Genomic DNA, 23,000 nt, shown 5'->3' with positions numbered 1-23,000 from the left:
GCGCGCACTGTTCTACAGGGGGCTTGAAACGCAGCCGCCGCCGCGAGGCACCTGTCTGGTGCGTCGCATTGGGGCGGTCCCGCATCATTTTGGCCGCCGCGCGCAGTGCCGCGCGTTTCACACGATCAGATCTCACGCCATCAGCAAGGCAGAAAAGGGACGAGAACCATGGCAGACACTTTCAAGCCCGATATTGTGTATACCATCGTAGACGAAGCGCCGGAACTGGCCAGCGCCTCGCTGCTGCCGATCATCCGCAGCTTTGCCGGCGCCGCCGGAATCACCGTGGGTACCAAGGATATCTCGCTTGCCGGGCGTATCATCGCCACCTTCCCGGAGGCTCTGACCGAAGCGCAGCGCCAGTCCGACGATCTGGCAGAGCTGGGCGAACTGGTGAAGACCGCCGATGCCAACGTCATCAAGCTGCCGAACATCTCCGCCTCAGTGCCGCAGCTGACCGCCGCGATCAAGGAACTGCAGGCCAAGGGCTATGCGCTGCCGGATTACCCGGAAGAGCCCAAGACCGACGAGGAAAAGGCGATCCGCGCCCGCTATGACGCGATCAAGGGCTCGGCGGTGAACCCGGTCCTGCGCGAAGGCAACTCGGACCGCCGCGCCGCCAAGGCAGTGAAGAACTACGCCCAGAAGAACCCGCACCGGATGGGCAAATGGGCCTCCGACAGCAAGACGCATGTGGCGTCGATGGCCGGCAATGACTTCTATGCCAATGAAGTGTCCGCCACGCTGAGCGCCGATCAGGCCGGTCCTGCCAAGATCGAATTCGTCGCCAAGGACGGCACCACCACCGTTCTGAAGGACGGCTGGACCCTGCTGGAAGGCGAAGTCGTAGACGCGACCTTCATGTCGGCCAAGGCGCTCGACGCCTTCCTGGCCGAGCAGATCGAGGCGACCAAGGCCGACGGCATCCTGTTCTCGCTGCACATGAAGGCAACGATGATGAAGGTCTCCGACCCGATCATCTTCGGCCATGCGGTCAAGGCCTGGCTGGCCCCGGTGTTCGAGCAATTCGGCGATCAGATGAAAGCCCTGGGCGTCAACCCGAATTCCGGCATGGGCGATGTGCTGGAGCGGGTGAAGGATAACGCCGAGATCATGGCGGCGGTCGAGGCCTGCGTGGCCGAGCGTCCCGGCATGTATATGGTGAACTCCGACAAGGGCATCACCAACCTGCATGTGCCGTCGGATGTGATCATCGACGCCTCGATGCCGGCGCTGATCCGTGCGGGCGGCAAGGGCTGGGGACCGGACGGCAATGAGGCCGACACCAACTGCGTCATCCCCGACAACTGCTACGCCCCGGTCTATGACGAGGCGATCGAGTTCTTCAAGCAGAACGGCGCGCTGAACCCGGCCACCGCCGGCACCGTTCAGAACGTCGGCCTGATGGCCCAGAAGGCCGAGGAATACGGCTCGCACCCGACCACTTTCGAGGCGACTGCCGATGGCGCCATCCGCATCGTCCTGGCCAATGGCGACGTGCTGCATTCGCTCGACGTCGAGGCCGGCGACATCTGGCGCGCCTGCACTGCCAAGAAGGCGCCGATCGAGAACTGGATCCAGCTGGCGATCGACCGTCAGCGGCTGACCGGCTATCAGGCGATCTTCTGGCTGGACGAGAACCGCGGCCATGATGCCGAGCTGATCAAATACGTCAAACCGGCGCTGGAAGCGGCCGGCGTGGCCGACAAGTTCGAGATCATGGCGCCGCGCGAAGCCACCCGCGCCTCGCTGGAGACCATCACCGCGGGCAACGACAGCATCGCCATCACCGGCAACGTGCTGCGCGACTATCTGACCGACCTGTTCCCGATCCTGGAGCTGGGCACCTCGGCCAAGATGCTGTCGATCGTCAAGCTGATGAACGGTGGCGGCCTGTTCGAGACCGGCGCCGGCGGCTCTGCCCCGAAACACGTGCAGCAGTTCCTGGAAGAGGATCACCTGCGCTGGGATTCGATGGGAGAGTTCTGCGCACTGAGCGAATCGCTGAACTTCCTGGCCGATGTGAAGGGCAACGCCAAGGCCGGTGTGCTGGGCGCCGCCGCCGAGGTCGCCACCCAGGGCATCCTGGACGACAACCGTTCGCCCTCGCGCAAGGTGGGTGAGCCGGACAACCGCGACAGCCACTACTGGTTCGCCCGCTACTGGGCCGAGGCGCTGGCGGCGCAGACCGAAGATGCCGACCTGGCCGCTCATTTCGCGCCGATCGCCAAGGAGCTGGTCGAGAAGGAAACCACCATCCTGGCCGATCTGGCCGCGGCGCAGGGCAAGCCGGCCGATATCGGCGGCTACTACATGCCCAGCGTCGAGAAGAAGGCCGCCGCGATGCGTCCGAGCGCGACGCTGAACGCCATCATCTGCTGACGGCTTGATGCCTCGGCGCCAGCGCCGGGGCCGACACGAACGAAAACGCCCGGGGGATGCGATCCTCCGGGCGTTTTTGTTCGGGATGGGGGCGGACGGCGGTGCGGCTAATCTGACGCCTGCGCCTGCGGGCGCATCAGGCCGCTCGACAGGATCATGCGGGCATGATCCAGCGCGGTCTCATCGTCCAGTTGCTCCTGCGTGACATGGGTGTAATAGCGCCGGCGCAGCGCATAGCCGCGCATGTAGTCCAGCATGCATTGCACGCTTTCGACCATCTGATCGGTGCAGATGTCCAGGTCGGGAAACTGCTCGGCCAGCGACCGGCGGAGGATCGACAGCTGCTGTTCGCGGAAATCGTGGATCAGTTGCATCAGGTCGGGATCGGTGCGCGCGGCCAGGGCAACTTCGGACATCGCGAAATAATTGTCGTCGCGATAAATTGCCCAATAGTGCGCAACAAGAGCATCCAGCCGGGCCTCCAGATTATTGTGCAGGGTCGGGTCGGGCGGCAGTTCCGCCAGAAACGGGGCGCAGAGCGTGCGCACCACCTCTGCAATCAATCCGGTCTTGGACCCGAAGTGGTGCTGAATGGCGCCGGTGGTCACCCGCGCCCGCTTGCAGATCGCCTGAACGGTCGCCCCCTGCATGCCGTGTTCCCTGAGAACGTCGACCGTCGCATGGATCAGGGCGCCCCGCGTATGCTCGGTGCGTTCGGATTGGCTTCTGCGTTTGGCGGTCACACTCAGCTCCCTTAAGTGCATAACGTTATGTATCTAAAGCGAAAGGGCCAGCTTGCCGTGTCCTCCTGGACCGGCCTCCGGCCATGGGAGGATGGGGGTGACCCGATCGCAAGGCCCTGGGGGGGCTGGGGCATATGTCCGGCGCCCGTACCTTGGGTGCTAGATCGGTAACCTTATGGTTACGCATCAACCTGAAGCTGATGCAAGGCCTAAGCTTCAAGAAATCGAAGAATTGGGGCAAAGACAGACGAAAATATCGTCTGATCCGGAGCTAACGTCATTCGGTTTTGGGGAATTCGGAAATCTGATGGCAAAGTGATTCGGAAATGAAAGACTTCACCTATTAAATGCATTGCGGTGTTGGAATATTTCGACATCGGGCCAATAATCGGATGTCGTCGCGCCGTTGGGGCGTCACCCCCAGGCATCGGGGGCAGGGCCGTCGGCCGTGGACGGTGGGGCTGGTCGCTCCCCGCCGGCGCCGGGGCGGCGGCGGAGAGCGGTATTCTCGGTGGTGGCGATGCGCTGGTTAACCGGTTTCGCTGTCCCCCGCGTGCTCCGGCGCGGCGGCGGCGAACCCCTTGGTGACCAGGGCGATGTCATTGGCGCTGACGGTCACGGCGAAACCTTCGGCAGTGCGGCGGCGCGCGTCGGCGGCATCGGCGCTGAACAGGCCGCAGGGCACGCCGGCGGCGGCGCAGACCTGGCGCACGCGTTGGATCGCCGCCTCATAGGCGGGGCCGGGCACCGGGAACTCGCCCATCGAAATCGCCAGATCGCCGGTGCCGATAAAGATCAGGTCGATCCCCGGCACGGCGGCGATCTCCTCGATATTCTCCAGCCCGGCGGCGGTCTCTACCATCACACCGACCACGGTCTGTTCCAGCGCATCGCTGTAATACCGCGCGAAATCCCCCATCAGTGGCCGTACCCCGCCGCCTGATCGCCGCCCCTGAGGCGGATAGCGGCTGGCATCGACGAAGGCACGGGCCTCCGCCGCGGTTTCGATCAGCGGTGCCAGCACACCGACGGCACCGGCATCCAGCGCGGTGGCCGCGGCGGTATGGCTGGCGTCGGCGGTGCGCACCATCAGCGGCACCCGGCCCTGCATCAGGCCAGCAACGTTTTCCAGCCCCTCGCGGGTCCACAGCCCGTGCTGGGCGTCGATCATGATCGCCTGCGGCCGGGCGGTCGCGCTCATCTCCACCATGGCGGGGGAGCCGAGCGAGAACCAGAACAGCTCGACCGTACCGCCGGCCTGAAGATGCGCCCGCAGCGGGGCTGCGACAGTGTCAGTCATTGTTCGTGTCTCCGGAAACAGGGGGGATGGAGCCGGCGGCGCGATCCTCGCGGAAAAAGCTGCGCTCGGCCTCCAGTGTGAAGGCCAGCATTTCGTCATGCGCGGCCATGGCATCGCGGCGCTCAAAGGCATCGCGCAGCCGGATCAGGCCGCGCAGCACGATCTGGCGAATTTCCGGCTCTCCCAGCGTGTCGCGGCGCACCACATGGGCCTGATCGGCGAAGCGCAGGATCGTGGCCGCCAACCGCCGGTTGCGCAGCGCCGCGATCCAGGTTTCGCGAAAGGTGATATTGGCCTCGACCAGATCGGCGATCGATCCGGTGGTGACGGCCTCGCGCGCCTGTTCGACGGCGCAGCGCAGCCGGGCCAGTCCGGCGGCGTCCAGATCGCGGGTGGCATTGGCGGCGGCACGCGGTTCCAGCAGTTTGCGCACTTCGAAGATATCGGCGACGTCCGCATCGCTCAGATCGGGCAGGGCGAAACCGCGGGTGGTGCTGACCAGATGGCCTTCGATGGTCAGCTGCAGCAGCGCCTCGCGCACCGGCATGCGGGAGACCCCGGCGGCCTTGGCGATCTCGACATCGACCAGCCGGGTGTCGGTGGTGATATCGCCGCGGCGCAGCTTCTCGCGCAGGTCTTGATAGATCAGCCGCCGCAGGCTGGGGCCGCGGCTGGCCCCCTCGACCGGGCGGATCTTGTCGAATTCAGGCGTGTCCATGCGGCCTCATAGGGGTGAAAACAGTATACTATATTCTTGTAACGCTTCTTTGGATCAAGCTGCAATGTCGATGTGGGCAGGTGTTCATCTAAGGTATTGCCCTGATATTCAGCAAAAATCGCATGATGCTGGCGAGAATTCTGAGATTCCTTTGCGCTTGACTCAAAAGAGATCCAAGGTAGCCTCAAAATCAGAATACAGTTTAGCGCTATAAGGAACTGGTCATGTTCGTTCTCGAGCTGAGTATCTTCGGCCCCGCGTCGCCGCTGACGGCCTGGATCGCGGCTCATGGTCCGGCGCTGGCGGTCCTGCCGGATGTGGCCCGGGCGGAGCTCTATCGTCCCTATGAGGAGATCGGTGCCGGCGCGCCCTATCACGATCCCAACCCGCCGGCGGCGCTCATCACCCTCGGCTTTGACGGGGAGGCGGCGCTGCGCGCTGCGCTGGAGGCCCCGGCGTTGCAGGCGGCGCTGCAGGCGCTGCCCGATGGTGCCCGGGCCGAGGCAGGGGCGTTCCGGCGGCATCGCCACGCCCTGCCGGGTGACGATCTGGGCGTGGGCGGCGGCGCTGCCTATGTCGTGCGCTACAAGCTGCCCTGCAGCGATCGCGCCGGTTTCGTCACCGAGTATCTGGCCGGGCATCTGCCGATTCAGGCGGACTTTCCCGGCATTCGCCGCATCCTGGGGTTGGAGCCGGTCGACGGCACCCCCGCCGGGACGGTGCCCGCCAACTATCTGGTCGGCAATGAGGTGACCTTCGACGATATCGGCAGCTTCGCTGCGGCGATGGCTTCCGACGTGGTGCCGCGGCTGAAGGCCCATTCGGCAGAGCTGCCGCCGCGCGACGGCGCCTGCACCCATCATCTGATGCAGAGACGTCCGCTGGCCTGAGGGGCGGCGGTTCAGGTGACCCCGGCGCGGCAGTTCGGGGCGCATTCCGACAGGGAGAAGCAGAAATGACCACATTCAACAGACGCGATATCCTGCAATTGCTCGGCATCGGCACCGCCGGGGCGATGCTGCCGGCGCGGGCCGTTCTGGCCGCAACCGGCAAGGACACGGTGACGATGGCCTGGCCCTCGGACGTGCCCTCCTGGGATCCGAACAAGCGGTTTTCGCCCGATGCGCAATCGCTGTTCAAACTGGTCTTCGATCAGCCGATCCTGCAGGCGCCGGATCTGACGCTGATCCCCAGTCTGATGACCGAATGGGAGCTGGCCGCCGACGGCCTGTCGCTGCGCTTCGCGCTGCGCGACGATGTCAGCTTTCACGATGGCACGCCGATGACCGCCGAGGACGTTCGCTTCAGCTTCTTCGAACGGCTCCAGTCGGGCGAAAAGCTCGATATCGGCAACAGCTGGAAACATATCACGGATATCGAGGTGACCTCGCCGACCTCCGGCGTGTTCCGGTTCAGCCGCCCGGCGCCGACGGCCCCGGAATGGCTGGCCTTCATGGGCAGTTTCGTGGTGCCCAAGGCCTATATGGAGAAGGTCGGATCGGAGGCCTTCCGCGATGCTCCGGTCGGCACCGGCCCCTATAAGCTGGTGGACTACCAGATGAACTCCCGCATGGTGTTCGAGGCCAACGACGCCTATTGGGGTGGCGCGCCGGAGATCAAGAAGATCACCGTCGATGTGATCAAGGATGCCTCCGCCCGGGTGGCGGCGGTGCAGTCGGGACAGGCCGACCTGACCATCAACATCCCGGTCCGCGAAACCGAACGGCTGGACAAGATCTACGGCATCACCGGCGAGATCAATCCGATCACCCGGGTGATCCTGCTGCAGATGCGCAACGACGGCGAATTCGCCAGCGACAACCTGCGCCTGGCGGCCCATCACGCGATCAACAAGGCCGCGCTGTCCAAGGCCTTTTACGGTGGCGCCGCGGTGCCGCTCTCGGTGGTTGCCCCGCCGGGAACCCCCGGTGACGTCGCCGGGTACGATTTTGCCTACGACCCTGAGAAGGCCAGGGCGCTGCTGGCCGAGGCGGGTTTCTCGGCCGACAACCCGGCGCGTTTCAAGATGGCCACCACCAACGGCCACTTCCCGTCCGACTTCGACATCGCCCGGGCGCTGCTGCAGATGTGGAAGAAGGTCGGTATCGAGGTCGAGCTGGAGGTGATCGAATACGCCAAGTATTTCGAGCTGAACCGCGGCCACAAGCTGCCGGCTGCCACACTCTATTCCTGGGACAACGCCACCGGTGATCCCGAGATCTTCACCGGCTATCTGCTGAACCCGAACATGCCGTTCTCCTCCTGGAAGGGGGAGCAGCCGGGCGACCAGATCCCGGCGCTGTTCCAGCAGCCCGATTACGACAAGCGGATCGCCGGCTATCAGAAGCTGAACCGGGAAGCGACCGAGATGGGCGCAACTATCCCGCTGCTGCAAAGCGTGCAGACGCTGGCCCGCAAATCCGACCTCAGCTACCTCAAGTTCCAGAACGGCTGGGTCCTGGGCAACACCATGTCCTGGGGCTGATAGCGCCCCGTCGCATCGTCGGCCCGATCCCCCTCGGGGTCGGGCGCTTTTGCCGTCTACCGACCGGAGACCCTCCATGTCCGGACCCGTCATGAAGCTGCTGCTGCGGCGGCTTCTCACCCTGATCCCAACGCTGATCCTGGTGTCGCTGCTGCTGTTCTGCATCCTCAGGATGCTGCCGGTTGATCCCGCCGCCATGTCGCTGCCACCCAATGCCACCAATGCCGAGATCGAGGCGATGCGGATCGAGATGGGTCTGGATAAGCCGCTGATCCAGCAATACGGCATCTGGTTCGGCAATATAATCCACGGCGATTTCGGCGCCTCGATCCACTACCGCACGGCGGTGTCGAAACTGGTGCTGGACACGCTGCCGGCGACGATCGAACTGGCGTTGGCGGCGATGGTCTTTGCCACGCTCTTCGGCGTGCTCGGCGGGCTCTGGCTGTTCTACACCCGTGGCGGGGTGGTCGAAAGCGTGCTGGATCTGGGCACGGTGGCGCTGCTGTCGATTCCGGAGTTTCTCTGGGGGCTGTTCTTCATGCTGCTCTTCGGAGTGTCGCTGGACCTGCTGCCCTTCATCGGGCGGCTGGGGGCTGGGGTCGACCGGCCCGAGACGATCACCGGCTTTCTGCTGATCGACAGCCTGCTGGCGGGCAGCCCGCTGACCTTCCTCGACGCGATCCGCCATATGATCCTGCCCTCGGTGGCGCTGGGTCTGTCGGCGGCGCCGCCGATCATGCGGATCCTGCGGTCCACCCTGATGGACGTCTATCAGGAGGATTACATCCACCAGGCCCGCCAGCGCGGCATCTCCGAGGGCCGGATCCTGATCTTTCACGCGTTGAAGAACGCCTTCCTGCCGACGCTGAGCCTGATGGGCGTGCAGTTCGGCTTCCTTTTCGGCGGCACCCTGCTGGTCGAGATCATCTATTCCTATCCGGGCATGGGCAACCTGATGGTGGACGCCATCCGCAACGCCGATCTGCCGATCATCCAGACCGTCGGGCTGACCTACTGCGTGATGGTGCTGCTGATCAGCATGGTGGTGGATGTGCTCTACCTGGTCCTGAACCCCAAGCTGCGCGAGGCCTGAGCCATGGAGAAACGGTTTTTCTGGCTGCGTTCGGGCCGGGTGATCACCGGGCTGAGCATCATCGCGCTGCTGGTGATCTGCGCGCTTTTCGCGCCCTGGCTGGCGCCGAACGATCCCACCGAACAGGACATCCTGAACACGCTGGTGCCGCCGGTCTGGCAGACGGGCGGCGACTGGACCTTTCCGCTGGGCACCGACGGTCTGGGCCGCTGCGTACTGTCGCGGATCATCTACGGCTCGCGCATCGCGCTGACCGTGGCGGTCTTCGGGGCGCTGGGGGCGATGATCCTGGGGTCGGTGCTGGCCCATATCGCCGGCTATTTCGGCGGCTGGGTCGACTGGGTGATCGGCCGGGTGGTGGAGATCTGGTTGTCCTTCCCGCCGGTGATCCTGTCGCTGATCCTGATGGTGGGGCTGGGCGCCGGGCTGCAGAACGTGATCCTGGCGATCATCGTGGTGGACTGGACCCGCTTCTGCCGGGTGCTGCGCAGCGACGTCATGGTGGTGGCGCGCCGCGATTACGTTGCCGCCGCGCGGCTGCTGGGATTTTCGCACTGGCGCACGGTGACGCGGGAGATACTGCCCGCCACCCTGCCGTTGCTGATCACGCTGATGAGCCTGGAGATGGGGGTCGCCGTGGTGGTGGAGGCGATCCTGTCCTTCGTCGGCATGAGCGTCGGCGCCGAGGTGCCGGCCTGGGGCCAGATGATCGCCGATGCGCGGGCCGACATCTACCAGGCGCCCTGGACCCTGATCCTGCCGATCCTGGCGATCTTCGTCACCGTCTTCGGCTTCAACATCCTGGGCGACGGGCTGCGCCGCACGCTCGACACCCGACTGACCCAGACGGAGCGCGCGTAACATGGCCTTGCTCGATGTGAACCGGCTGACCGTCAGCCTGACCACCAAGACCGGGACGCTCGATGCGGTCAGTGATCTGACCTTCTCGCTGGAGCCTGGCCGTACCGTCGGGCTGGTCGGCGAATCCGGTGCCGGCAAGTCGATGATCGGCCGCACCATCGCCCAGCTCTTGCCGCCGGGCTTTGCGGTTTCGGGCGGCGCGCTGATGTTCGATGGAGAGGATCTGGTGACCATGGCGCCGGACCGGCGGCGGGCGCTGCTGGGTCGCGATATCGCCTTCATTCCGCAGGAACCGCTGTCGGCGCTGAACCCGGTGCTGACCATCGGCCAGCAGTTCCGCGAACACCTCGATCATATCGGCAAGGGTGGGGCCGGCTGGAAGGACCGCGCCGTGGCCGAGATGGAGGCTGTGCGGCTGACCGATCCGCGCGGGCTCCTCGACCGCTATCCGCATCAGCTGTCGGGGGGCATGTGCCAGCGGGTGCTGATCGCCATGGCCTTTGCCAGCCGGCCGCGCCTGCTGATCGCCGATGAGCCGACCACCGCGCTCGATGTTTCGGTACAGGCGCAGATCGTGCGGCTGATCGCCGAGATGCAGGAGCGCGACGGCACCGCGGTGATCTTCATCACCCACGATCTGCGGCTGGCGGCGGAGATCTGCGACGAGGTCATCGTGCTCTATGCCGGTCGGCAGGCCGAATACGGCCCGGCGGAGGTGCTGTTCCGCACCCCGGCGCATCCCTATACCCGGTGTTTGGAACTGGCGGTGCCGGATGTGGCAGGGGCGCCGCGCGGGCTTTATCTGCTGCCCGAGCGGATGCCCGGGCTGAAGGCGATTGCCGAGCTGACGGGGTGCCGCTTCGCCGGCCGCTGTCCGCTGGCCGATGCCAGGTGCCGGGCTGAGGAACCGGCGCTGGCCGAGGTGGGGGCGGGCCATGTCTCCGCCTGCTGGAAATCCTTCGCCACCGAGGCCATCGCGCCGCCGCAGGCACCTGACCGGGTGGCGACCGGGCAGGAGAAAATCCTCGAGGCGCAGGGGCTGACCAAGAGTTTCGTCACCAAATGGCGGATGTTCCGCGGCGCGACCTTGTTTCACGCTTTGAAATCGGCCGATTTCATCGTGCGGGATGCCGAATTCGTCGGCGTCGTCGGCGAGAGCGGCAGTGGCAAGAGCACGCTGGCCCGCACCCTGATCGGGCTGGAAACCCCGACCTCCGGCGCGTTGGAGCTGCTCGGGCGCGACATCACCGGCACCGATGGCGGCACCCGTGATTGGCGGCAGGCGCAAATGCAGATCGTGTTCCAGGACCCGCAGTCGGCACTGAACCCGCGCCGCAAGGTGGGCACCATCGTCGGCCAGGCGCTGGAGGTCGAGGTGCCGCGCCCGGCGGGGGCGGAGATCGAGGCGCGGATTCGGCAGCTGCTGTCGGAGACCGGCCTGTCGCAGGAGATGGTGGCGCGCTACCCCTCGCAGCTTTCGGGCGGACAGAAACAGCGGGTCAATATCGCCCGCGCGCTCTGCCGGCTGCCACGGCTGCTGATCGCGGATGAGATCGCCTCGGGTCTCGATGTCTCGGTGCAGGCGCAATTGCTGAACCTGCTGCTGCGGCTGAGGGCGGAGCTGGGCTTTTCCATGCTGTTCATCTCGCATGATCTGGCGGTGGTGCGCTATCTCTGCGACCGGGTGCTGGTGATGTCGAAGGGGGAGATCGTGGAAAGTGGCGCGACAGAGGATGTCTTCGCCAATCCGCGACATCCCTATACCCGAAGCCTGCTGGCGGCGGTGCCCAAGGGGGTGCGGCAACCGGCGATGACGGAGGCAAGTACATGAAGGCCGTTCGCTATGCCCGCCACGGTGGGCCGGAGGTGCTGGAGCTGATGGAGCAGCCGATGCCGGTTCCCGGCCCCGGAGAGGTTCTGGTGGAGATGCGCGCGGTCAGCGCCAACCCGGTCGATGGCAAGCTGCGGGCCGGTGCGCTGGGGGCGGTGGCCGGTGGCGTCGATCTGCCGGCCGGCACTGGGCGCGATGGTGCCGGGATCGTGCGCGGGCTGGGCGCCGGGGTCGATCCGGCACTGCTGGGGCGGATGGTCTGCCTGCTGGCGCCGCGCGGTCAGGCGACCTGGGCCGAGGCGGTCACGGTGCCGGCCGCCGATCTGGCGCTGGTGCCGGACGGGGTGAGCCCGGCGGTTGCGGCGGCGCTGCCCCTGGCCGGCATCTGCGCCTGGCGGGCGCTGGTCGATGTGGCCGGGCTGCGGCCCGGGCAGAGGGTGCTGATCCAGGCCGGGGCCGGCGGCGTCGGGCATCTGGCGGTGCAGCTGGCGCATCATCTGGGCGCCGAGGTGATCGCCACCGCCTCCGCCGCCAATCGCGATTTCGTCCTCTCGCTCGGCGCCGATCGGGTGGTGGCCTACGATCAGGCGGATTTCGCGGCAGAGCTGTCGGGGCTCGACGTGGTCTATGATCTGGTCGGCGGCGCGGTGCATCTGGCCAGTGCCACGGTGCTGCGCCCGGGCGGGTTGCTGGTCTATCTCAATGCGGCGCCCTTCGATGCTGGGGCGCTGCGGGGCGATATCCGGCATGCGCTGGTGCAGATCGCCCCCGATCCGGTTGCCATGGCCGGGATGTTGGAACTGGTGGCCCGGGGTGCGATCCGGTCGGAACTGACCCGTCTTCCCTTCGCCGATTTCGCCCGCGCCCAGCAGCTCAGCGATGCGGGCCACAGCCGGGGCAAGATCGTGCTGGAGCTTCCCGATCCGGAGACCCGCCCATGACCCAGGACTTCGCGCAACGGCTTCTCGACAGCCTCGGGTCCGATCTGGTCACGCTCGGGGCGGATATCCCGCCCCGTCACTGCCACGACTGGGCCGGGCTGGCGCCGGTCTCGCCGCTGGCGCTGGTGCGGCCGCGCCGGACCGAGGATGTCTCGGCCTTGATGCGGCTTTGCCATGCGGCCGGCGTTCCGGTGGTGCCGCAGGGCGGGCTCAGCGGAATTTCCGGGGCGGCGCATCCGCGGGCCGATGCAGTGGCACTGTCGCTGGACCGGATGAACCGGATCGAACGCCTGGACCCGCAGGCGGCGCAGATGGTGGCGGAGGCCGGCGTGGTGCTGGAGGTGGCGCAGACGGCCGCGCGCGACGCCGGCATGATGCTGGGAATCGACATCGGTGCCCGGGGCAGCTGTCAGTTGGGCGGGGTGATCGCCACCAACGCCGGCGGCAATACGGTGATCCGCTACGGCATGGCGCGCGAACATGTGCTGGGGCTTGAGGCGGTGCTGGCCGATGGCACGGTGATCAGCGACATGGCCGGGCTGATCAAGAACAACGCCGGGATGGATGTGAAGCAGCTCTTCATCGGAACCGAGGGGCTTCTGGGCGTCGTCACCCGCTGCATCCTCAGGCTGCAGCCGGAGCCGCGGGCGATCGAGACGGCGCTTTGCGCGGTGGCCGATACCGATGGGGCGTTGGCGCTGCTGGCGCATCTGCGCGCCGCGCTCGGCCCGCAGTTGTCGTCGTTCGAGGTGATGTGGCCGAGCTTCTATAATATCATGGCGTCCGGTGCCGGCCTTGCCCTGCCGCTGCCCGCCGGTGGTCCGCATGTGCTGGTCGAGGCGACCGGGTTTTCCGACACCGCCCTGCGCGCGGGGATCGAAGAGGCCCTGGGCGAGGCGCTGGAGCAGGGCATCGTCGGCGATGCGATCCTGGCCAAATCGGCGCAGGAGGGGCGCGGGCTCTGGGCGGTGCGGGAGAGCGTGTCGGAATACCCCGTCATCCTCGGGCCGCTGGTGCCCTTCGACGTATCGATCCCGCTGCGGCGGATGTCGGCCACGGTGGCGCTGATCGAGACCGGCATTGCCGACCGCTGGCCCGGCGCCCGGGCGCTGACCTATGGCCATATCGGCGACAACAACCTGCATCTGGTGGTGGCGCTGCCGGAGCCGGAGGATCACGCCGCCGAAAAGGCGCTGAAAGCCTTTGTCTACGATGCGATCCGCGCGGCCGGCGGAACGGTCTCGGCCGAACATGGCATCGGCGCGATCAAGCGGGACTATCTGGCACACAGCCGGACGCCCGAGGAGATCGCCCTGATGCGGGCGATCAAGCGGACGATGGACCCTGGGGATATCCTGAACCGGGGCAAGAGCTTCGATCCCTGACGCCCCCTGACGCCCGCCCGGCGCGGGCTCAGCCCCGCGCCGCGGGCTGGCCGGCCATCTGGGCGAAGCCCTGGGCCGCCAGTGCGATCCGGTCTTTCAGCGCCGGGTCGGCGACGGCGCCATCGGCGAAGTCGGCCGCCCCCGCATAGATCGCGACCGGCGCGGAAGAGGCGCCGAAAAAGCCGAACAGCGGCCGCAGCTGGTGCTCCACCATCAGCGCATGACGCTGGCCACCGCCCGAGGCGCAGATCAGCACCGGCTTGTGCAGCAGCTTGTCGGGATCGACCAGATCGAACACATGCTTGAAGGCGCCGGAATAGGACCCCTTGTAGACCGGCGAGCCGACGACCAGCAGATCGCAGGTCTCGATGCCCTCCAGGATCGCGCGGGCGTCGTCGGGCAGGGTGTCGCGATATTGTCCCAGCCGCACCTGCATGAAGGGGGCGATATTGGCGAAGGTGGCATCGACCGGCAGGCGCTGCGCCACCTCCGCCACGGCGGTTTTGACCAGGATCGCGGTTTTCGACTGGGCGCCGTCGCTGCCGCAGAAGGCGAAGAGTTTCAGTGTAGGTGTCATCTTGTGCTGTGATCCCGGGTCTGCGTGGTGGAGATGTGGAGAGTTCTGGAGGGAAGCGCAAAAATACTATATACGATAGAGAAAAATGTGGGACAAGAAACTGCATGGCAGATGAATCTTCTGATACGGCGGTCTGGCCGCTGCGCGGCGCGGCCCGCGCCGTCCCACTTTACGAAGTGGTCAAGCGCCAGATCACCGAGGCGATCTTTACCGGTCGCTGGCCGCCCGGCACCGTTCTGCCGAACGAGATCGAGCTGGCGGACCGTTTCGGCGTGGCGGTGGGCACCCTGCGCCGGGCGCTCAATGATCTGAGCAAGGAGGGGCTTCTGGCCCGCCGGCGCAAGACCGGCACCGTGGTCACCGACCGGACGCCGCAGATCAGCCTCAGGTTCCTGTTGCAGTATTTCCGCCTGCACGGGCTGGATGGCGGGTTGCAGAAGGCCGATCCGCAGCCGCCGGTGGTGGAGCTGGGTCCGCCGACCGAGGCGGAGGCGCGGGAGCTGTCGCTGGGTGCGGCGGATCAGGTGCTGCGGGTGCGCCGGCTGCGCAAGGTCGGAGGGCTGCCGGCGATGGTCGACCGCTACACCCTGTCGATCGCGCGGTTCCCCGATCTGCCCCGCAGCGCCGAGGCGATGCCGCCCCTGATCTACAGCCATCTGATCGAAGAGGGCGGGCTGCGGATTTCCGCGATGCGGGAGAAGCTGAGCGCGCAGGCCGCGCCGGAGGATGTGGCGGCGCAGTTGGGACTGGCCCCCGGCGCCCCGGTTCTGGTGATCGAGGAAACCGTCTACGATCAGAACAACCAGGCGGTGATCGTGGCGTTGCACCATGCCGACACCAGCCGGCATCGCTATGTCAACGAGGTGCGCTAGCGGCATCGTCATGTCCCCGTCCGGATCAGGCAATCGGGGCCGAGGGCGTCGCGGCGGGCACAGCCCAGCAGCGCTGCGGTGCGTTCGGCCTCCTCGCGCAGGATGGCATGGGCGCGCTGCGCGCCCGCAGTGCCGGCGGCGCCCAGACCATAGAGCCCGGCCCGCCCCACCAGCACCCCATCGGCGCCAAGCGCCAGCGCCTTGACGATATCGCTGCCGCGGCGGATGCCGCTGTCCAGCAGCAGGCTGAGCCGTCCCCGGGCGAGGGTGGCTGCGGCTTCGAGCACCTCCATCGGGCTCGGCGCCCCGTCGAGCTGGCGACCGCCGTGGTTCGACAGCACCACCGCATCGGCGCCGATGCGGATCGCCTGTTCCACATCATCCGTCGCCAGCAGCCCCTTGAGGATCAGCCGGCGTGGCCAGACCCGGCGGAGCCAGGCGACCCGGTCCCAGTCCAGGTCGGGGTCCATCTGATCGCGCAGCCAGCTGGCGGCGCTGACCATATCGCTTTTCCCCTGGGGCAGGACGGGGGCCAGCGTCCCGAACCGCGGCGTGCCGTGGCGGATCAAGTCGATCATCCAGCGCGGGTGACGCAGCATCTCCAGCCGGCGGGCCAGTGTCGGCTCCGTCCCGGTCCGATAGTTGCGCCTGTCCCAGGGGCGATTGCCGAAGACGTTGCCGTCGACGGTCAACACCAGCGCCTCCGATCCCGCCATCTCGGCGCGGGAGACCAGCATTTCCACCGCCGTCTGGTCCTGGAAGACATAGAGCTGCATCCAGTGGCGCAGGCCGGGGATCGCCGCGACCTGTTCCAGCGGGTCGTTCGACACTGTGCTCTGGACAAAGGGCAGCCCGGCCGCGGCCGCCGCCCGGGCTAGCGCGACATCGCCCCTGGGCCAGAGCAGGGCGTTGAACCCGGTGGGGGCCACAGCCATCGGGATCGGTACCGGCGCCCCCAGCAGGTCGCCGGCCAGCGTGGTGCCGCCGACCGGGCGCAGCAGGCGCGGCATCAGCCCGATTCGGTCGAAGGCCGTGCGGTTGCGGCGCAGAGTGATCTCCTCCTCCGCGCCGCCTTCGAGATACTCGAACACCAGCGCCGGCAGCCGTCGCCGCGCCATTTCCCGCAGGTCGCGAATCTCCACCGCCCGGGCCGGGTTGCGGCCGCGATAGAGGCGGCGGTTGAGGTCGGTGTCGGGTCTGTGATCTCGCAAAATCTTTAGCCCTAAAGTGAATACCGTTGCTGCCCGTTTTCGCGCCATTCCGCGGGCGATCCGCCGTGAAATCGCCGGCCTTGGGCGCGATCAGCCAGTTTCTTAGTTCACAGCTAAAATACCATCGTTGACTCAGGGTTTAAAGTATTTCTTTATAGTATATTGTAATTACCACGTTCCCGGGGGTGAAGGGGCTGCAAAACCCCGCGGCTCCCCGCCGGACCGGGCGAAGACACCACACAGGAGAGGAAAGGAAAACGCATGTCGAGCGAAGCAGGAGCGGGCATCGCGCACCCCATGCGGGGACCGAACAAGTTCAAACTGGGCGTATTCTCGATGAACGCGGATGGCGGTCTGGCGCTGACCAAAGTGCCTGAACGCTGGTCGGCCAGCTGGGACGATGTCGCCGCGGCGGCCAGGATCGCGGATGAAGGCGGGCTGGACTTCCTGCTGCCGATCGCGCGCTGGAAGGGGTTCGGCGGCGAGATGAACAGCCGCGAATATTCCTATGAAACCTTTACTTTCGCCGCGGCGCTGGCGGGGATCACCAAGCGGATCGCGCTGTTTTCCACGGTGCATGTGCCGATGGTGCATCCGGTCTTCGCCGCCAAGGCGCTGGCGACGGTCGATCATGCCTCCGGCGGACGGGCCGGGCTGAACATTGTCTGCGGCTGGAACCCGGAGGAATTCGATCTCTTCGGTCTGGAGATGATCGAGAACCGCTATGATCAGGGGCTGGAGTGGTTCGACATCATCCAGCGCATCTATACCGAGGACGCGCCCTTCGATTATGAGGGCGAATATTATCAGCTGCGCAACGTCTCGGGCAAACCGCGCCCGGTGCAGCAGCCGCGCCCGATCACCCTGAACGCGGCCTTCTCGCCTCCCGGCCGGGATTTCGCGGCGAAGGCGGCGGATTACCTTTTCACCACCTTCAGCGAGATCGACAAGGCGCATGAGCCGCTCGACGACATGAAGAAACGCTCGGCCGAGACTGGCCGCGATGTCGGCGTCTTCACCACCTGCTATGTGGTCTGCCGTCCGACCCAGGCCGAGGCCGAGGATTACTACGACTACTACTCGCGCCAGATGGTCGACGAGGAAAGCCTGGACATCTACATGGCCGGCAAATCCAAGTTCTCCGGTTCTCACGATGCCGATGCCTACAAGCTCTATCGCCAGCGGTTCGCCGCGGGCGGCGGTTCCTATCCGCTGGTCGGCACGCCGGAGCATATCGCCTCGGAGCTGGAGAAGATCTCCGGCGTCGGTTTCGCGGGGACGGCGCTGTCCTTCGTGAACTATCGCGACGAGCTGCCGTTCTTCAACGACTCGGTGCTGCCGCTGCTGCGCGAAGCGGGTTTGCGCGAAAGCTGATGGCCGTCCTCGCGGCGGATCCGACGCGATGCGCCCGCCTGAGGTCTCGGGCGGGCGGTCTGTGTTTCGGGGCCGACCCGTGTTTTCGTCGTCGCGGCCGGGCGTTAAATGTCCCTGGCGCTGGCCGCTCCGATGATCGTCTCACCTCGTCTCGGTCCGGGCGTCCGCGGCTGTCGCGCGGCCCTGGTCGCGCGCATCGCGGCGCTGCCTGAGCTGGCGCGGCGAGACCCCGAATTCGCGCCGGAACGCCCGGCTCATGGCGCTGGCGTCGGCATAGCCGCAGCGCGCCGCGATCTCGGCAACCGACAGCCCGGTCTGTTCGGCCAGCCGCCGGGCCTCGCGCAGCCGGGTGGCGAGGTAGAGCTGCTGCGGTCCGATGCCGTAGCGATCCATGCAGCGCTGTTCCAGCATGCGCCGGCTCAACCCGAGCTGGCGGGCGATCTCGCCGATGCTCAGCGGGTCCTCGATCCGCGCCCGCATCAGTGCCATCGCCGCATCCGGCACCTGGCCCGGGCGCAGCGCCGCTGGCGGCCGGTCGCCGTGGCCGGCCAGATCGCCGTGCAGGAACAGGGCGGCGACCTCCAGCCGCATCATCGCGCCATGTTCCGCCTCGATCAGATCCAGCACCAGTTCGAAGGTGGTGGAGGCGCCGCCGCAGCTGAGGATATCGCCGTCGTGCACCACCCGGTCGCCGCTGACCTCGACGTCCGGGAACCGTTCGGCCAGCGCCACCTGTTCGTCCCAGTGGATGGTGGCGCGGCGGCCGCTCAATAACCCGGCGGCGGCCAGCAGCCAGCTGCCGGTGTCCATGCCGGCGATACGGTCGAACCGGCCGCGCGCCGCGCGCAGGGCCCGGGCGCAGGCCGGGGTGTCGGCGGCCCGGAAATGATAGCTGGGCATCACGAACAGATAAGCGCCGCCCTCATGCCGCGACAGCGCCGCATCGGCCTGCACCCGCAACCCGCTGGACGAGGTGACCGGACCGCCGTCGAGGCTGAGGAAATGCCAGCGATAACGTTCGGTGCCGCTGAGGTTGTTCACCGCGCGGAAGGGTTCGACTGCATTGGCGAGGCACAGGTTGGAGAAATGCGGAAACAGCAGCACGCCGATATCCCGGCGGCGCTCCGATTTTTTCCGGTCCTGCATGATAATCGTCCAATTCCGCACAATGGCAACGCCTGCATTTATCAAAACAGGAGAAGATCAGACAAGAGGATCCCCATATGCGATTTGGTTTGAGCGACGAACAGGAGATGATCGTCTCCACGGTCCGCAGCTTCGTTGAAAATGAGATCTATCCCCATGAGGCGCTGGTCGAGAAAACCGGCGAAGTGCCGCAGGAGGTGGCGCAGGAGATCAAGCAGAAGGTCATCGACCTGGGCTTTTACGCGTCGAACTTCCCCGAAAGCGTCGGCGGCCCCGGCTTGTCGCATCTGGAATTCGCCCTGGTCGAACGGGAGCTCGGCCGCGGTTCCATGGCGCTGACCCATTTCTTTGGCCGGCCGCAGAACATCCTGATGGCCTGCCAAGGCGAGCAGATCGAGAAATACCTGATGCCCGCCGTGCGGGGCGAGCGGATGGACGCGCTGGCGATGACCGAACCGGATGCGGGTTCCGACGTGCGCGGCATGAAATGCACCGCCACCCGCGATGGCGGCGACTGGGTGATCAACGGGTCGAAACACTTCATCTCCGGCGCCGATCACGCGGATTTCTTCATCGTCTTCGTCGCCACCGGTGTGGACGAGACCCCGAAGGGGCCGAAGAAGCGTATCACCTGTTTCCTGGTGGATCGCGGCACGCCGGGGTTCGAGGTCGCCAAGGGCTATAACTCGGTCTCGCATCGGGGCTACAAGAACTGCATCCTGTATTTCGACAATTGTCGGTTGTCCGATGCCCAGGTTCTGGGCGAGGTGGATGGTGGCTTCGCGGTGATGAACGAGTGGCTCTATGCCACCCGGATCACCGTTGCCACCATGTCGGTGGGGCGCGCCCGACGGGTGTTCGACCATGCGGTGCAATACGCGGCGGAGCGCAAGCAGTTCGGCCAGTCGATCGGCAAGTTCCAGGGCGTCAGCTTCCAGATCGCCGACATGATCACCGAGATCGACGCCGCCGATTACCTGACGCTGGCCTCGGCCTGGCGGCTGGACGAGGGCCTGCCGGCCAACCGCGAGATCGCCTCGGCCAAGGTCTATGCCTCGGAAATGCTGGCGCGGGTCACGGATGCGGCGCTGCAGATCCACGGCGGTATGGGGCTGATGGACGAACTGCCGATCGAACGGTTCTGGCGCGATGCCCGGGTGGAGCGCATCTGGGACGGCACCTCGGAGATTCAGCGGCATATCATCAGCCGCGAGATCTTCCGTCCGCTGGGGGCCTGAGCATGCAGCCGCTGAACCGTCTGTTTTCGCCCGGGTCCATCGCCGTGGTCGGCGGCGGTGCCTGGTGCGAAAGCGTGGTCCGGGAATGTCGCCGGATCGGCTTTCAGGGAGACATCTGGCCGGTGCATCCGAAGAAGGACAGCATCGGCGGGCTGCCCGCCTTTGCCGGGCTGGAGGCGCTGCCCGGGGTGCCGGATGCCGCCTTCATCGGCGTCAATCGCAGCCTCACCGTCGAGGTGGTGCGCGACCTGGCCGCGATGGGCTGCGGCGGCGCGGTCTGCTTCGCCGCCGGTTATCGCGAGGCGACGGCAGAGCTGGCGGATGGCGGCAGCCTGCAGGATGCGCTGGCCGCCGCTGCGGGCGAGATGCGGATCCTCGGGCCCAATTGCTATGGCTTCGTCAACGCGCTGGACGGCGCGGCGCTCTGGCCCGACATGCACGGGCTGTCGCCGGTGGCGCGCGGCGTGGCGATTGTCGGGCAGTCCTCCAACGTGCTGATCAACCTGACCATGCAACGGCGCGGTCTGCCGCTGGCGACCGTGGTGGCAGCAGGCAATCAGGCCCAGACCTCGATGGCCGAAGCCGGCATGGCGCTGCTGGAAGATCCGCGGATTACCGCTCTGGGGTTGCATATCGAGGGCATCACCGATCTGCCGTCCTTCGAGGCGCTGGCGCAGCGTGCTGCCGATCTGGGCAAGCCGATCGTGGCGCTCAAGGTCGGGGCCTCGGAACAGGCGCAGGCGGCGACGGTGTCCCACACCGCGTCGCTGGCGGGCAGCGACGCCGGCGCGCGGGCGCTGCTGGCGCGGCTGGGCATCGCCCAGGTCGATACCGCCTCGGAGCTGCTGGAGACCCTGAAGATCCTGCATCTGACCGGCGGGCTGGCCTCGGCCCGGATCGCCTCGGCCTCCTGCTCGGGCGGCGAGGCGTCGCTGATGGCGGATATCGGGGCCGCGACCGGGGTGGTCTTTCCGCCGCTCGACGACCGGCAGGCGGCCGATCTGCGCGCTGCGCTGGGGCCCCGGGTCGCCCTGGCCAACCCGCTGGATTACAACACCTATATCTGGGGCGACGAGGCGGCGCTGACGGCCTGTTTCAGCGCACTCTGCCAGGGCGATGTGGCCCTGGGCTGCATCGTCATCGACTTCCCGCGCCGCGACCGGTTCGAGGCGCCGGACTGGGATATGGTGATCCGCGCGGCAGAGCAGACCCAGGTGGCGACCGGCACCCAGATGGCGCTGGTGTCGCTGATGGCCGAAGGCCTGCCGGAGGAGATCGCGGATCGGGCGATGGCCGCGGGGCTGTTGCCGCTTTGCGGCATGGGCGATGCGCTGCCGGCGATCCGGGCGGCGGCCTCGGTCCGCCGGGGCGGCGAGGCTGCACCGCCGCTGCTGGTGCCGGGTCCGGCCGATGCCACCGCGGCGCGGCTGTATTCAGAGGCCGAGGCCAAGGCGATCCTGTCCCGCGCCGGGGTCCGGGTGCCGCAGTCGCGCCGCGCCGCGGATGCCGCGATGGCCGGAGTTCTGGCCGCCGAGATCGGTTTTCCGGTGGTGCTGAAGGGCGAAGGCGTCGCCCACAAGACCGAAGCCGGCGCCGTGGTTCTGAACCTCGGCAGTGCGGCGGTGGTGGAGGCGGCGGCCCGCACCATGCCGGCCGAAAGCTTCCTGGTCGAGGAGATGATCACCGGCACCGTGGCAGAGCTGCTGGTCGGTATCACCCGCGATCCGGCGCATGGGTTCGTCCTGACGCTGGGGCTGGGCGGCATCCTGACCGAGCTTCTGGCAGATACCGTCTCGCTGCTGCTGCCGGCGACCGAGGCGGATATCCGCGCTGCCCTTGGCCAGCTGCGCAGCGGCGCCCTGCTAACCGGCTATCGCAGCCGGCCGGCGGCGGATATGGCGGCGGTGGTCGCCAATATCATGGCGCTGCAGGCCTTTGCGTGCGGCCATGCCGAGACGCTGTTTGAAATCGAAATCAATCCGCTGATGTGCCTGCCCGACGGGGCGGTGGCGGCGGATGCCCTGATCAGAATGGGAGAGACGACATGACCTCGTCGAACGTTCTCACCGACCGCCGTGGCGCGGTTCTCGAAGTGACCCTGAACCGACCCAAGGCCAATGCCATCGACATGGCCACCAGCCAGGAGCTGGGCGAGGTCTTTACCGCCTTTCGCGACGATCCGGAGCTGCGGGTGGCGATCATCACCGGCGGCGGGGAGAAGTTCTTCTGCCCCGGCTGGGACCTGAAGGCCGCTGCCGATGGCGAGGGGCCGGATGCCGATTACGGCAAGGGCGGCTTTGGCGGGCTGCAGGAACTGCGCGGGCTGAACAAGCCGGTGATCGCCGCGGTCAACGGCATTTGCTGCGGTGGCGGGCTGGAACTGGCGCTGAGCGCCGATATCATCTTCGCCGCCGATCATGCCACTTTCGCGCTGCCGGAAATCCGCTCCGGCACGGTGGCGGATGCGGCGACGATCAAGCTGCCCAAGCGCATCCCCTATCACATCGCGATGGAGCTTCTCTACACCGGCCGCTGGTTCGATGCCGAGGAGGCGCATCGCTGGGGGCTGGTCAACCGTATCGTGCCGGCGGCCGAGCTGATGGATCAGGTGCGCCAGATGGCCGATGACCTGGCCGCCGGTCCGCCGCTGGTCTTCGCGGCGATCAAGGAGGTGGTGCGCGAGGCCGAGGACATGAAGTTCCAGGACGCGATGAACCGCATCACCCGCAGCCAGTTCGAAACGGTCGAGCGTCTCTATCGCTCCGAAGACCAGAAGGAAGGCGCCCGCGCCTTCGCAGAGAAACGCGATCCGGTCTGGAAGGGCCGGTAACAGGAGGGTC

At 66.7% G+C, this 23,000-nt stretch carries 19 protein-coding genes; 13 read left to right on the top strand and 6 right to left on the bottom strand.

Features of this window, described 5'->3' with window-relative positions; all coding sequences use genetic code 11:
* Nucleotides 1-168 precede the first annotated feature (168 nt).
* A complete protein-coding gene (locus QO033_RS05240; RefSeq protein ID WP_284479889.1) occupies nt 169-2,382 on the top strand; it encodes an NADP-dependent isocitrate dehydrogenase in 2,214 nt (737 codons plus the stop codon).
* Nucleotides 2,383-2,489: 107 nt separating this feature from the next.
* Here the strand turns inward: QO033_RS05240 and QO033_RS05235 are convergent, their stop codons facing one another.
* From QO033_RS05235 to QO033_RS05225, 3 genes are all read right to left on the bottom strand, one after another.
* Complete coding sequence (locus QO033_RS05235) at nt 2,490-3,125, bottom strand: TetR/AcrR family transcriptional regulator (protein ID WP_284479888.1); 636 nt, start codon at nt 3,123-3,125, stop codon at nt 2,490-2,492.
* 529 nt (nt 3,126-3,654) lie between these two features.
* Nucleotides 3,655-4,425: an HpcH/HpaI aldolase family protein gene (locus QO033_RS05230; RefSeq protein ID WP_284479887.1), complete on the bottom strand. Its 771-nt coding sequence runs from the start codon at nt 4,423-4,425 to the stop codon at nt 3,655-3,657.
* Nucleotides 4,418-5,143: a GntR family transcriptional regulator gene (locus QO033_RS05225; protein WP_284479886.1), complete on the bottom strand. Its 726-nt coding sequence runs from the start codon at nt 5,141-5,143 to the stop codon at nt 4,418-4,420. The genes QO033_RS05230 and QO033_RS05225 overlap by 8 nt, the downstream gene beginning before the upstream one ends.
* 224 nt (nt 5,144-5,367) lie before the next feature.
* Between QO033_RS05225 and QO033_RS05220 the strand changes: the two genes are divergently transcribed.
* The 7 genes from QO033_RS05220 to QO033_RS05190 all read left to right on the top strand — a co-directional run bounded on the left by QO033_RS05220 (nt 5,368) and on the right by QO033_RS05190 (nt 13,742).
* Nucleotides 5,368-6,033, top strand: coding sequence for an EthD domain-containing protein (locus tag QO033_RS05220; protein WP_284479885.1), 666 nt, complete (start codon nt 5,368-5,370; stop codon nt 6,031-6,033).
* A gap of 65 nt (nt 6,034-6,098) precedes the next feature.
* Entirely contained in the window at nt 6,099-7,628 is a 1,530-nt protein-coding gene (locus QO033_RS05215; RefSeq protein WP_284479884.1) for an ABC transporter substrate-binding protein, read from the top strand.
* Between the two features lie 76 nt (nt 7,629-7,704).
* A complete protein-coding gene (locus QO033_RS05210) occupies nt 7,705-8,724 on the top strand; it encodes an ABC transporter permease (protein WP_284479883.1) in 1,020 nt (339 codons plus the stop codon).
* Between the two features lie 3 nt (nt 8,725-8,727).
* Nucleotides 8,728-9,585 (top strand): ABC transporter permease, encoded by an 858-nt coding sequence (locus tag QO033_RS05205; RefSeq protein WP_284479882.1) that lies wholly within the window; start codon nt 8,728-8,730, stop codon nt 9,583-9,585.
* Between the two features lies 1 nt (nt 9,586).
* Nucleotides 9,587-11,416, top strand: coding sequence for an ABC transporter ATP-binding protein (locus QO033_RS05200; protein WP_284479881.1), 1,830 nt, complete (start codon nt 9,587-9,589; stop codon nt 11,414-11,416).
* The gene (locus QO033_RS05195) at nt 11,413-12,357 is read left to right on the top strand and encodes an NADP-dependent oxidoreductase (protein ID WP_284479880.1); all 945 of its coding nucleotides are present in this window, start codon (nt 11,413-11,415) and stop codon (nt 12,355-12,357) included. Before QO033_RS05200 ends, QO033_RS05195 begins: the two co-directional genes overlap by 4 nt.
* The gene (locus tag QO033_RS05190; protein WP_284479879.1) at nt 12,354-13,742 is read left to right on the top strand and encodes an FAD-binding oxidoreductase; all 1,389 of its coding nucleotides are present in this window, start codon (nt 12,354-12,356) and stop codon (nt 13,740-13,742) included. Before QO033_RS05195 ends, QO033_RS05190 begins: the two co-directional genes overlap by 4 nt.
* A gap of 28 nt (nt 13,743-13,770) precedes the next feature.
* Here the strand turns inward: QO033_RS05190 and QO033_RS05185 are convergent, their stop codons facing one another.
* Nucleotides 13,771-14,319, bottom strand: coding sequence for an NAD(P)H-dependent oxidoreductase (locus QO033_RS05185; RefSeq protein ID WP_284479878.1), 549 nt, complete (start codon nt 14,317-14,319; stop codon nt 13,771-13,773).
* A 104-nt stretch (nt 14,320-14,423) separates the two neighbouring features.
* Here QO033_RS05185 and QO033_RS05180 point away from each other — a divergent pair, with 104 nt between their 5' ends.
* On the top strand, nt 14,424-15,191 hold the full coding sequence (locus QO033_RS05180) for a GntR family transcriptional regulator (RefSeq protein ID WP_284479877.1): 768 nt from the start codon (nt 14,424-14,426) through the stop codon (nt 15,189-15,191).
* A gap of 8 nt (nt 15,192-15,199) precedes the next feature.
* Here QO033_RS05180 and QO033_RS05175 read toward each other — a convergent pair whose 3' ends face one another.
* Nucleotides 15,200-16,402 carry an alpha-hydroxy acid oxidase gene (locus QO033_RS05175; RefSeq protein WP_284479876.1) on the bottom strand — a complete coding sequence of 401 codons (1,203 nt, stop codon included), beginning with the start codon at nt 16,400-16,402 and terminating at the stop codon, nt 15,200-15,202.
* A 261-nt stretch (nt 16,403-16,663) separates the two neighbouring features.
* On the opposite strand from QO033_RS05175, the gene QO033_RS05170 reads away from it, so the two are divergent.
* Nucleotides 16,664-17,776, top strand: a complete 1,113-nt coding sequence (locus QO033_RS05170) for an LLM class flavin-dependent oxidoreductase (RefSeq protein ID WP_284479875.1) — start codon at nt 16,664-16,666, stop codon at nt 17,774-17,776.
* Between the two features lie 141 nt (nt 17,777-17,917).
* Here the strand turns inward: QO033_RS05170 and QO033_RS05165 are convergent, their stop codons facing one another.
* Entirely contained in the window at nt 17,918-18,922 is a 1,005-nt protein-coding gene (locus QO033_RS05165) for a GlxA family transcriptional regulator (protein ID WP_284479874.1), read from the bottom strand.
* Nucleotides 18,923-18,999: 77 nt separating this feature from the next.
* On the opposite strand from QO033_RS05165, the gene QO033_RS05160 reads away from it, so the two are divergent.
* Genes QO033_RS05160 through QO033_RS05150 form a run of 3 tightly spaced genes read left to right on the top strand, consistent with a single transcriptional unit; the run spans nt 19,000 to nt 22,990 of the window.
* On the top strand, nt 19,000-20,160 hold the full coding sequence (locus QO033_RS05160; RefSeq protein WP_284479873.1) for an acyl-CoA dehydrogenase family protein: 1,161 nt from the start codon (nt 19,000-19,002) through the stop codon (nt 20,158-20,160).
* Nucleotides 20,161-20,162: 2 nt separating this feature from the next.
* On the top strand, nt 20,163-22,208 hold the full coding sequence (locus QO033_RS05155) for an acetate--CoA ligase family protein (protein ID WP_284479872.1): 2,046 nt from the start codon (nt 20,163-20,165) through the stop codon (nt 22,206-22,208).
* A complete protein-coding gene (locus tag QO033_RS05150; RefSeq protein ID WP_284479871.1) occupies nt 22,205-22,990 on the top strand; it encodes a carnitinyl-CoA dehydratase in 786 nt (261 codons plus the stop codon). Before QO033_RS05155 ends, QO033_RS05150 begins: the two co-directional genes overlap by 4 nt.
* The last annotated feature ends 10 nt before the right edge of the window (nt 22,991-23,000 follow it).

Source organism: Pseudodonghicola flavimaris (assembly GCF_030164425.1).
In the GTDB taxonomy this organism is placed as follows: Bacteria; Pseudomonadota; Alphaproteobacteria; order Rhodobacterales; family Rhodobacteraceae; genus Pseudodonghicola; species Pseudodonghicola flavimaris.
This window is presented reverse-complemented; position numbering and strand designations above follow the sequence as displayed.